General features: G+C 56.8%; 7 protein-coding genes. All 7 read right to left on the minus strand.

Annotated elements, in window-relative coordinates; all coding sequences use genetic code 11:
* Positions 1-844: 844 nt before the first annotated feature.
* Positions 845-3,757, minus strand: coding sequence for a conjugal transfer protein TraG N-terminal domain-containing protein (locus tag SM757_RS00500; protein ID WP_322464140.1), 2,913 nt, complete (start codon positions 3,755-3,757; stop codon positions 845-847).
* Between the two features lie 27 nt (positions 3,758-3,784).
* Positions 3,785-5,218 (minus strand): conjugal transfer protein TraH, encoded by a 1,434-nt coding sequence (locus tag SM757_RS00505; RefSeq protein ID WP_322464141.1) that lies wholly within the window; start codon positions 5,216-5,218, stop codon positions 3,785-3,787.
* Positions 5,219-5,242: 24 nt separating this feature from the next.
* Entirely contained in the window at positions 5,243-6,625 is a 1,383-nt protein-coding gene (gene iscB, locus SM757_RS00510) for an RNA-guided endonuclease IscB (protein ID WP_322464142.1), read from the minus strand.
* A gap of 307 nt (positions 6,626-6,932) precedes the next feature.
* Positions 6,933-7,826, minus strand: a complete 894-nt coding sequence (locus tag SM757_RS00515; protein WP_322464143.1) for a conjugal transfer protein TraF — start codon at positions 7,824-7,826, stop codon at positions 6,933-6,935.
* Between the two features lie 391 nt (positions 7,827-8,217).
* The gene (locus SM757_RS00520) at positions 8,218-10,440 is read right to left on the minus strand and encodes a conjugal transfer protein TraN (protein WP_322464144.1); all 2,223 of its coding nucleotides are present in this window, start codon (positions 10,438-10,440) and stop codon (positions 8,218-8,220) included.
* Entirely contained in the window at positions 10,437-11,186 is a 750-nt protein-coding gene (gene trbC / locus SM757_RS00525) for a type-F conjugative transfer system pilin assembly protein TrbC (protein WP_322464145.1), read from the minus strand. Before trbC ends, SM757_RS00520 begins: the two co-directional genes overlap by 4 nt.
* A gap of 8 nt (positions 11,187-11,194) precedes the next feature.
* Positions 11,195-12,292, minus strand: coding sequence for a TraU family protein (locus tag SM757_RS00530; protein ID WP_407655728.1), 1,098 nt, complete (start codon positions 12,290-12,292; stop codon positions 11,195-11,197).
* Between the last annotated feature and the right edge of the window lie 11 nt (positions 12,293-12,303).

Raw genomic sequence — 12,303 nt, forward strand, 5'->3', positions numbered from 1 at the left:
GTTTAGAAATCACACAACGAAGCTCAAACCCGCTGCTATCACGAGTTGAACTGCTCGCTGCAATTGAGCTCCTTTGCACAGTCGCCGCCAAGCAAGCCATATTGGCAAGATTCTGCAGGTAGATACCATCAAACGGCAAGTCCTGCCGGCCCTGCAATATCAATAGTTGACCATTACGACAATTGGTGGCGACGAACGAAGCAGCAACCCTAAAATAGGCTTCTGCCGCCTCCCTAACATCCGTATCAGCAGGAATTAAAACCTTCTGACTTACTCTGGAAGAAGTGGCTGGCGCTAAGTCACAAACCGACGCATCGGTGGCCTTACTACCCCAGAAGGCCACTGCATAGGACGCGGCCGGAGTCGCACAAAACACAACAAGTGAAACGCGGCGCAACAGAGCTAGCATCATGCTTGCCTCCTTGAGAGTAGAGAAACACTGCGTTCTGAACAGTGCAATGACTCAGTCGGCTTGAGAACCCCTCCCAACCTGTCAAGCTGCCACGGGAGCCAACAGGGGCGAGCAGCATAGTCTCCAGCAAAGGGCAACCAACCGGTAGGGTCCAGTTATGAACAAACGAAATTTATCCATAGTCGCGGGTGGCGTAGTTATTGGAGCCGTGATTAGCACATACTCTTATGCCCAGGACAAAGACGTAGAAATTGCTCTTTTTAGCGGCATCTTTTGGTTTGCGGTCATAGTTATATTCGCGCTCGTGTGGGCTAGAGCCATTGACTCAAAAATCCCAATGCCCAACTCGGACCACACGATCAGGAAATCAAACCCTGTGCATTTTCCCATTGACCAACTGTAGCGTCGGCGCAGTCAAGAGACCTTATCAAATCAGCGACTAGAACCGCCTCGATCCAATGGTTTACCAGACCTTTGCATCTCCATAAGTTCACTTGCCGTCATACCGTTCCCGGCATTTTTCTCAAACCTTTCCTTTTGCTCTTGAAGTATCTCTCTACCAGAATTAAGGACCGCTTTAGGAACATCAACGATGTCTTGACTTGTCGCACGCATAGATTTCTGCACAAGTGAACGTTCGCTCCTTATATTGCCTGTCGAGTCTGTGATAACACCATTTTTGCTTTCAAATTGACCAATGGCAGCCCCGTTTTGACCGGTGATCGCAGCGCCTTTGTCCACAGCACCTCTGTGCAACTCACTTCGCGACGGACGACTACCGGAAATCACATCACTTGGCAATGGCGATGGATCTGAATAAAACGGACCAGTCTGCTCCGTATTCACCGACCTGCCACCTCCTACAGAGCGATCATTCGCCGCCTTTGCGCTAGAAACACTTGAACCAACCGCCCGATCTCTAGCTTGGGCTTCAAACACGGAACGAACATCGCCAAAACTATTAGGCAACGCAGTGCCGCCAGTTACACGGGAGGGAGAAAGCGAAATATTCCCCATCATGGATGAATAATAACTGGCGATTGCCTGAGGATTTCCACCAAACCGACTTACGGCCTCTTGTGTCGCCGACAGGCGTTCCACATTCATTGGATCGGCAGTAATGTCATACCTGGCCTCAATCCCCACCTCGTGTGCGCGGCGAAATTCCTCAGCCCTAGTTACCGCCTCTTGGTACTTCCTATCTGCAGCATGGATTTGAGCCGTGGAGCTCTGCAAAGCAGACACCAAGGACCTCCCAGTTTGACTCTGAGAAGCCAATGACGACAGGAAGCTATTGTCCTTTTTAACTTGGTCGCTGTACCCAGACACGGCCTTATAGGTTTCTGAATTAGCCGCGTCCTTAATTTTTCGCTCTTCATCCGTAAGCGCAGCGCTATTAGTTTTACTCACCCCAGCACCTCCGCCCATACCGAAGAAGTCAGGCATCATCTGGAATTTCAGCAAGGTGCCTGCAACTTGACTTTGGCTAACGCCTGTAGCCTGGCTGATACGCTGGACCTGCGACCCCATCTGCTCAAACGCTCGAGCCGTTTCTTCAGTCGAAGAAAAACTCTGGGATATACCGTGCTGATTCAAACTTGAGTCAGAACGCCCTTTAGTGAAAATTTGACTCAAAACAGCAGCCTGCGACTGGCTTGCCGAGATTGTTTCAGATTTTGCAGCGGACACGGCCTTATTTGCGGACTCAACATCAGCAGCCGTCACCTTACCTGATACTTGGAGACTGGCAATACCCTCGTTGCGCAAGAACGAAATCGCTGTGCGCCCAGCACCGTCGTGCGTGTGCCAATTGCCAAACATATCCTGCTCTTTGCGTACGAACGGACTGGAGGTCATGGGGGAAACGTTTCGCTGATCCATTGAAACATTACCCATCGAAATGTTCCCTGTTGCAGCGCCGGAAGAAGTGTTGCCGATAGTCGATTGAAGGCCTGTTAGCCCTCCGGTCAAAGTAGCTCCGAAATTCACTAGGCGGTTCGCCAGAGCATAGGAAAGAGGTGGTATGGCGATGATTAAATAAGACACAACCGCCTGAGCAGAAATCGCCGTCCCATAAATTCCGTTGGCCGTAGAAAGCGACAACGATTTAAGGCCTCCCCCGATATCAGACGCAGCGGCCTGATCAAACTGAGTGTAAATTGAAGCCATATAGTTCAGAACAGCAAACAGGGGAGGCCACAATTGAATTGAAATCAAGACCGCGAGATACCCACTGAGCACGACAATCGTGCTTCGACCGCTGGTCAGAAACAACAGCAATACTACGATTGGAAAAACTGCATATGTCAACGCTTCGGCTGCATTCCGGACAATTGGCAACGCTTGCTCAGAAATTTTTGCCCCATTAATCCATGCAGCGTTTTGAGACGCAACTGCAGTGGATCTACCGGTAGCCATCATCATGCAACTTGGGCTATCGATTCTTTGGCAACGAAGTTCTGCAGAATCGTTGATTGCATTGATCAACGCATTTTGACGCAGGATATCAGTTGCGCCAGATGCAGCAGTGGTGGTGAGGGACCTTATATAGGCTTGTGGTATTGAATCAAGCAAAGCGGCCTTGGCCGCAGCGTTGGCAAGCGTCGGGTGCACTTTTCCCGCCAAAATATCAAGCAGATTATTAATCTGCGCCGGCATACGCATATCTAAGATTACATACGCTTCATCGCACGGCTTAGTTACCACGCCGGATGCATCAGATACAGTAGTGAATCTTGCCGGATTTGTACTAGCCATCAACTCCCAAATATTGTCCGCCTTCACGAAATCAGCGGGGCTAATCGACCGATCTTCCAAGTCGTACACTGTGCAGTTTTCAATGAAATTCAGAAGATCAGTCCTGTGATAAGGGTCCGAAAACCCAACTTGCCTAGTGGCTTGAATTAGCCGACTTCCAAACATCATGCCGTTCTGCTGATAAGCAAGTTCAGCTGGAAGAGCTCCGGGGCCAGGAATTGTTTGAAAAGCAGTTTCAAACAAATCTGTCAGAACATGTCCCACCGTGCTGGTAAGGCCGCCGAGAGCCGCCGCACCAAACGGAACGTTGTCGACTACTCGTACTGCTGAGCCACCTGTCTTGTCAACTATGGCAACTTGCGCACGCGGTACAATGAGAATGCCGTAGATGAGAACAACTCCTCCAATCCATTTCCAACCCTGAAGCTTCTCTGGGGCAAACATATAAGCAATCATCGCTGCGATGAAGCCACATACGGCAACAGCCGCGATCGTTCCTGCGAAGCTCCCAGAGCCTACGATAGCGGCTATCGCATTAAATATCCCAGCCAATGCGTCGCTATTGTGGTAGGCGTAGATTTCCCACATAGTCAACCTCCATTTGGCAAAATACTATTAACGCGGTCCAAGATATGACTGCCGGAGCATGTCAGTAATATGAGAGGACATACTCATCCGCAAAGTTCGATCCAAGCGTTCAATGTCCGAGGCAACTTGCGATACGGAAGCAAGTTTTTGATACTTCACCGCCTGATCTTGATGAAGCAAGTTCATAAACTGTTGTAAGTCGGTTCGCAATTGCGCAGCATCTATTCGTTGCTCAGCAGTGAGCCTTGGATTCTGAAGCAATGCATTCAAACCGACAGAAGCAAAACGCTTCAACAACACCAAGGCATAATCGGAAGCGACCACATGTTTGTAGTTTTGAATGAGGACATCATTCAAATCAGAATTTGGCATGGTGCCGCCAACTGCGAGCATTCGCCAAACCGGAATAGACGTTTGATTAACAAAGCTTATTAATGGGCCGTCGGTAGGCCCATATGCGGCCCTATCGCGAATATGATTCGCAAGCTGCTTCATTAGAGATTCAACTCGGGCGGTAAGCGGCGTATGGTCAACGTCCTGATACTGCACTTGATCGCAAGCAGTGTAGTTATTGCACTTCAACATCTGAATTCGTATTTTTCCGGCACCTGCGTCTTGTTGACCGTCCAATAACGAACCGATATCTTTAATCGCAGGCCCGAATGCAGCCCGCTGCTTGCTTTCCTCCTCAGGATAGTAGATATAGGTTCCGATGATGCTCATCGCGATCTCACGTGCAGGATCGTCTAGATTCGGAACTTTTTGAAGCGCTGCCCACGTCATGTTTCCGACAAACGGTGCGATATCTTGCGACGGGTCACCGCTCTCGCGGGCATTTTTTAAAATTCCCGCTCTATCGCTTCTGCAACGCTGCTTCGCCTTATTTATGTCGGGCTCCAATCCAGTCGAAACAGCGATCTTTGCGCACATATCCGTCGCACTTACTCCACCAGCTTCCATCGCGTTGGACACAAGCGAACTCGCTGTCTCGCATGAGTTGATCCTAGCGTTATTTATCCAGGACTCCAGGCTCTTAGCCCATTTTGTTATACCACCAAGCAAAGGAGAAACTGCGTCCAGCGCAACTTGAAACGCAATACCTGGCAGAGCAGAGGTAATGTTTTGCAGCATCGCCTTGAACTCGTCTGCCGAAATCGCAGACATACTTCCACCAAAAAGGTCGATGCCTCCACATCCCGCTTTCGCGGTCGGATAGTTCATGGCGAGAAGTTGGTACGTTCGATTGGGAGATCGCATATAAAGGCTACCTCCGGTGAACGTGTTATAGGTCTGTCCTTTGAACGCACCTGGTGCGCTGTAGTTGCCGACTGCGCCAAGTGAATTGAACATATCATTTACTTCGGCATCAAGGTTTCCTGCTCTGAGTTGCAAAGGGGCAAGTGCCAAAGATGCGGCTGCCCCGAGAGACACAGTTTTGCGGAAATAGGAGTGGAGCTTCATCAGTTTGCGCGAGAAACTCGGCCTTCAGGCCGGGGAGGGATAGCGCGGCGTGCCCAGCACGCCCTCTCCCGCATCTCCTTTGTGAGTTGCCATCCTTGAGTAGCCATAGCCGTCGGCGCGTTGCAGCATCTCGCAATAGCGGTGCGAGATGCCTTGGACGACTGCCGAGCCGGTCTGGAGGTTGAAGCTGCCGCTGGCGCGCACGGCCACGCGACCGGTATAGCTTCCGGCCTTGACGCCCTTGGGCACGTCGGCACGCACGTAGTCCCCGGTTGAGAAGCCCTGCACCTGCTTGGTCCGCATAAGGTAGCCGCGCGGGAAGCCGTGCGCGGTCAGCCGCGTGCGCTGGTAGCTGCCGCGGCCCGTGCACGTGACCTGCAGCGTCGGCCGGCGCCAAGCCTTGATGCGTTCCAGGCCGCCCACGCATGCGGCATCGAGCGCGTGCGCCTTCGGCACGCCGAGCCGGCTGCGGTTGAACTTCGTGCGCCCGCCCGAGGCCAACTCCAGCGGCAGCCCGGTGGCCTTGAGTGATTCAGCCAGCGCCCAGCGCGTGGCATTGACGGCTGCAGCGTCCTTCAGCGGGCGCTTGGCCTGCGCGAGGATGCGCGCCAGCCGCGCCGGGTCTTTCGCCAAGAACTCGCGCACGTCGCGCGCGGCCTTGGCGGTGTTGCACCTGGCGCACGCCAGCGTAAGGTTCGAGGTGCGATTGCTGCCGCCGCGGGCACGAGCCACGATGTGCTCGACCTGCAGCGGCACGCCGGCGCAGTCGCAGTAGGCGCACGTGCGGCCCCACTTCACCAGCAGGTACTCGCGCAGCTCGTAGCCGGCCAAGGTTCCTTGCTGGTATTGCGCGCCCTCGATGTCGGGGTTGTCGAGCGCCCGCATGTCGAAGCGCACCAGCTCGGAGCTCAGCGCCGCCACGGGCGCCCAGCGCCGGATGCGCGCCACCCAGGTCTGCGTGGTGTCCACGCGATGCTGCAGCGAGGGTGCCAGCCAGCCCTCAGGGCGCGTGCGGTTCAGGAAGCGCGGCGCACGGTAGCGCAGGTTGGCGCCACGCCGGCGGCGACGCATCTGCCGCCGCGCGGTCAGTGCCTCGGAAATCTGCCGACCACGATGCACCAACTCGAACAGGTTGAGCACTGTGGCGCCGCGCTGAATCTCGCCGGTCTCGGTGTCCACGTGCGCGGTGTCGCGCACCAGCGCCAGCCCGGTGGCCTTGCTGCCGGGGTCGAGCTTCAGGCGCAGCGGCTGCAGCGTGCAATCCTCTACCACCCGGTCCACTAGGCGGATGACGAAAGGCACGCGCCGGTGCACGCGCGCACGGCCGCGCTCGAGCAGCAGCCGCGCCCGCTTCTCGCCGCAAGGCATAAGTGGCTTGCCTTGCCTGTCCAACACGAAAACCGCCAAGGGTCTTCTCCTTCAAAGTCGCCCTTACGGGCCTTGTGACGCTGCTCTTGCGAGCAGTCTCCCCTCGACCATGTTGCCCAGCAGGTGGAGCTTGCGCTCCGGTCGCCGCCCGTTTCGTGGTTACCCGAACCGAGTCTGCAGCGGCGACTTCCAGGGCCTGGCGCTGAGGCAGCACGCCAGGGTGGGTCTTGCTGTCTTCTGTGCAACGTAGCGCCTTGTGAGCGCTAGGTCTGGTCAAACTCAAGCGTGCAAGGCGCTAACCCCACAAGCCTCGGCCTTCAGGCCGGGATGTTTGACACCGTCCTCCTCACTGCAGCCGGATCCGTCGCGTCGCCGAGGGCAAGGTTGCTTCTGCACCAGGCGCAGAGACGGTCGAAATCCTTTCTATCAACTGCGACTCCGAAAGTATTCCAAATCCGATCGGAGTGATTTTTCCCGATGCAGGCTCGGCCAAATAGAGGGCGGGGACCTGGGTCACTTGCAGCGTCGTGGCGATGCCGTTGTCGCGTCGTGGTTCCGGATAAACAGGCAACCCCCCGCCATCCAGACTTACAGGCACTACCTTGATACCGGACTTGGCCTCAAAGGCCCGTAAAGTTGGTGAGAAGGCATGGCAGTAGGGACAATCGCTCCTGAAAAAGAAAAACATGACATGGCTCTTGGCCAATGCCGCTACAGCTTCCTGGCGCTGCCCGGCCTGAACTTTGTCGAACACATCGATTGCCCGTGCGTTGATTGGGCGGCCTTGCAACGACATATCCAACTCAGGCGTCGACCAAGCAACCCGCTGGGTGACTTCAGAAAACCGTCCCGCCATCCGGTAGACCCGATTCTCCATTTCCATATACCTGCGGACATTGTTGTCGGTAGGATTCAAGACTGCAATTTTTCTATACCGCTCCAGTTCCTTTTGCATTGCGTCGAACCGGCGCAGGTCCTCTGTGTCAGCGTCTTTTGTTTGAAAGGAGGCACGTGGAGCAGGTTTCGCACGTTCCTTCGGTTCATCGACCTCCGGCTCAGGATCGTTGAAAAAATGCCAACCGCGTCGGATGTCATCCAGGAATGATTGATTCGAATTAGGGAGGCTGTCTGTGATCGAACGGGATGCAGGCGACGCTGGGTCCGAGGCACGCTGAGCGGCGACTGGTCCAGCGGCCACCGTAAGAGTCGAGACAATAACTGCAATGATTTTGCGATACATGGTCCGCACCTTTACTCAGCACTCACCGGCGCAGAGCCATCCCGGCAATAATTCATCCCGATATCCAGCGTCCTCGGCTGAGGCGACGGAGCACCGGGAAGCTGTATTCCGTCCTGGGATAGCCGTACGTTGAGCCGGCTGCAGCCTGGCTGCTTGAGTCGGCGGAGGGTCGTGACTTGTGCCTTGAGCGGGCTGGACGCCTTGAATCGGGCGGAGATAGCGGAAATCATCTCACCGGAGAGTTCGGCCGATGCCTCCCCGGTCGGTGAGTCGATAGCGGCGACCAGCAGCGATCGCAGATTTTCGACGGCCAGTGGCGGTGCGGCGCTCACGTTGTTGCCCCCTGCTCCAGCAACAAGAGCCGCGGATACTGTAAGGACCGCCATAGAATTCATGGAGTTGCGCATTTGCCTGCCCCGTAATAGCAAGACGTTACCTTTCCGGCGTTCTGCGAACGCAGGGCATTGATGTCCGGCATGGTTGGCGAGATGGAAGCGTAAAACTCGCTGAAATCCATCGCGCCAAAATTAAGGGCTTGGAGCTGCTCAACGGTAAAGCCACTGCATTCTGGGCTTTGGGCAGACCCCCATCCCTTTCCGATTTGAGCTCGGCCTTGTTCATTGATTATTCGGGCCAGCATCGAGTTAAAGCAGCATTTTCCCGTCGTGCGTTCAATGCAGGAGACGCATTTGCCAAAAACTCGAATACAGGAGGAGCAGTAAGTTCCAATTTCATGACAGAGACCGGCACCCTCCTGTAGCGCCATGCGGCCCTCCTCTTCGTTGCAAGACATCATCGAGAGGACGACGAATACGACCACGGCCAGCGCCAGCGACCATGGGTCGAACGCAATCACGACACCTTGGCCCGCCGCGGCGGATGAGGAGTACACGACGGTAGAGCCGGCCGGGATGGCGGTTCCGTTGACAGCAATCGTGATTCCGTAAGAGGTAAAGCTGCCGCTAAAACCTGCGCTTCCCAGCAAGGCCTTCAGTCCGTAGTAGACGAATTCCCGGTTTTCGGCCTTCATCAACACGTCGTAAACGAGTTTTGTTCCCACACCGAACGCGGACTGATTTGTCAGTCCTTTGCCACTGTTGTCTTTCTTGCAGCAGTTGGTGAATAGACGATTGCGGCAGCTGCCCGCTTCGCCCTGAAATACTTCCATACGTGCCGGATCCAGATAGACGCCGCCATGGCGCGCAGCTTCCATATAAGTCATTGCGCGTGCGAAGTCTGCATCGGCAACAGATGCAATGTTGAAGCAGTTTCCGCCGAGACAAAACACGTCAGAAGGACAGTTGCTCGCGGTGGTAACGGTTTGAGCCGGAAGATCACAGGAATAGCTCTCCTTGTATACCTCGCATATTCCGGTCGCTGCATTTCTACTTTGGCATTCGGCACCAATTTTTCTGCAGCTTTGCGAGTTCAGAGCTGAGCACTGGTCTTGAACGCCCCCTTCACCGCAGTCCATTGTGCTTCTGAATTCCCAACAGGATCGCGTTACTGCCACACCATCAATCGTTTTGGTAGACGGCCCGTCGACACAAACGGGGGCTGATACCACTTTGCATCTGCCAGCCGAGGCATTCGCGAGGCATGAATTTATCCAGGTGTCTATTTCTTCGTGCGCGGTGGTAGGTTGCTGGTAAACCAGGCCCATTCGCTGCAGTTGTGGCGGGTAGTTTGGATTGGTTTCCCAGCCGGTGTTTGTCCCGTTCCGGCGAAACGGGTATCGGTCGCCGCAGCCAAAGGCGTTGGGAAATCTGCTGCATTCGCCATATACCAAGGGAGCAACAAAAATAGACACCTGGCACGTGCCACCAACGCAGCCGTTACTCGCGGCAAAAACACCTTTAAAAAATAGTCGACCGATGACGTCGCCGGCATTTCCGACCAGCGTGGGCATCGGTGATGTATTGCCTGTATTGAGGTCGAATTCGGCAATGAACCGACCGCTCTCCGTCAGGCGGAAATGCTGCTGGCCGTTGTCTCGGTCGGGGAGGCACTGCGCCTCTACCCGGTAGGGGCCTGCGGCTGCGGATGAGAAGAAGGAACCTGGCTCGCAGGTGGAACCGCGTTCCACTGCGACGCTCAGCCGGTTGGAGCAGCCCACAGGGCTGCCTGCTTCGTAGCGAAGGCAGCTGCGAACTTCAGTACGTGCGGGGGTAGTCGCACTCCCAGTAGTGCAGCCGCTGTAGTAGCTGGCGAGGTTGCCGAGACCGAGAGCTGGATTGCGCGCGATCTGGTCTGCGCCAGCAACGCCAGGGTTGCCCAAGGAGAGCGCGGGCCTTGGCGCATTGGCAGAGTTCACGGCGTTGCGCAGCGCTTGGCAGTTGACGTCGCCGGGGGTCGCTGCGCAGGCGGCGAGCCGGCTTTGAGCCTCTGCGCCCAGCGTGGGGCGGCCTGCCAGAGCGGCCTCAGGCGGAGTGGCGGTGTAACCCGGGACGACAGCTGCAGCGTTGGCCGGATTGACGGTTCCGCGGGCGCTGGAGTTGGCGGCGTTTCCGGCAGCGAGTCCGTCATTGAACGGCGATTGCGCAAAGGCGACAGGCCTGCCCAGCGCGAGGGTTGCTGCAAGCACCCAGACCAATGCACGGACGCCTCTTCTCATGGCCGCGCTTTCATGGCCGCAAGCAGAACGCCGGCCTCCTTGCTAAACGACGGCGCGGTCCGTTTGATGTGCTCCAGCGCATAGTCGACGCTGACATCCCCTGACACCGCGGCGAAACTGGCGTTGGGATAGCAAGTGCCCGCGGCGCACGGCGCTGGCACGGCGCCATCCTTCAGCAGGACGAACGTTGGTACGACGTTCACACCGAATCGGTCAAACGCCTGTGGGTCAAGCTGGAAGCCGACTTTTCGCGGGCCGATGAGCTGTCGTGCGCGCAGCGCCGTCTGCTGCAAGGAGTTCGAGATCAGGCCCCGTACAACCAGGGTGGCATTCGACCTCGTCGCCTGCTCCACGAGCCGTGCCAACGTGGCATCCGGCATCGAGAAGCTGATGAACACCAGCAGCGCCGAACCTCCTCCTGGGAGGAGCGTGGCCGGCGCAGTGGCACTGGCATCGAAGCCTTTGGCTACGGCACCCAGATCCACCTGTTGGCGAGCCTGCGACGGCGTTGGGCTTGGAAGGGCTCCGATGTTGGGCACGCCGGCCGGTGGAATCTTTGCCAGGTCCGCCGCATTGGGCATGCCGTGCTGTCGCACGGCGCGGTTGATGTCCTGTTGCGTGATGGTCGGCTGGCTACGCCTGGCGCGCTCGATGTCGGCAGGGGTTACCTGCGCTGCACTCTGTGCCAGCGCTGCGGTGAGGCTGGCGCCCACCAGCACTGTTGAGCCAATTTTGGAGACGCGCATGGTGCACCTCAAAACCCGACGCAGCAATTGCGCTTGCGGAACAACATGAAGGAGAAGTCTTCGCCGCGGACTGGATACTGCTTGCCGGCACCCCAAAGCACCGTGGTACGGCCGAACGGGCGGCAGCATCGTCCTTCGCCGGCGACAGCCATGGGGCTGTACAGCGTGCCGTCCGGCTTGCGGCACATGCCTGAAGTAGATTGCAGCGCGTCGCCGCCGTTGCACGACAGCCCGTTCGATGCGGTGGTTGGAATCGGGTAGACGAGCTGCGTCTTGTATGCCGTCTTGTCCATCACTGGCTCGAAGTACGGTCCGCACATGCCTCTCTGCCCGTGCCATCCCCATGCGATGAGTTCGCGGTGCATCTTGGCCGTCAAGCGGTGAGCCAGCAGCTCGGCATTGCGCAGGCCTCCCATGGCATACGGCACGTTGCCATCGAACGGGTAGATGCCCCCCTGACAGCCACCGCACCAGAAAAGTGACTTCAGTCCGAAGCCTGCCGTCGCGGAAACGCAATCGGCAGCACAAGCAGCCACCGCAATCGGATTCGCAAACAGCAGCGCATCCGGGTTCAGGAGCAGCGTGAGCTCGTCGTCATTCCAGAGAGGGTCAACCTCGGTCAGGTACACGAGATCCAAAGAACCCCGCTCCAAGCAAGGAAAGTCCGCAACCACTTGGAGCCAGTACAGGACCGGGTTCAGGTAGAAGTGCGCTTGGGCGAACGTCGAACCGGAACCGTCACTTTCGTTGGGTGTGAATACGGTCCCGTGAGGCGCATAGATGCCCGGGTCCAAGGTCACGCCGCCGAGCGTCGGCATGCAGAACGGCTTGCGGGTCACTTCGACGAGGCGTGCAGGTTCCCAATAGCCGATCGAGAGCCCCACCGTTGGGTTCACGCCGCAGCTGCAGACTGGACTGGCCGGGTTGTCGCCGTTGTCCTCCTGGCTGCCGATGTTCATGAGCGTCATCGAGCCCAGCGTGATCGGTAGGATGCAGGACCAGCAGATGTCAGTGATGGGGTTCGGAAACTTTCCAGGGCACGTGGCACTGGGCGCCGGCGCAGGCGCCGACTGACCATGTGAAGGCAGGCTCCCCAGCCAGAACACGACCAGGAGCA

It is taken from the genome of Azohydromonas lata, from assembly GCF_034427735.1.
Taxonomy (GTDB): Bacteria; Pseudomonadota; Gammaproteobacteria; order Burkholderiales; family Burkholderiaceae_C; genus Azohydromonas; species Azohydromonas lata.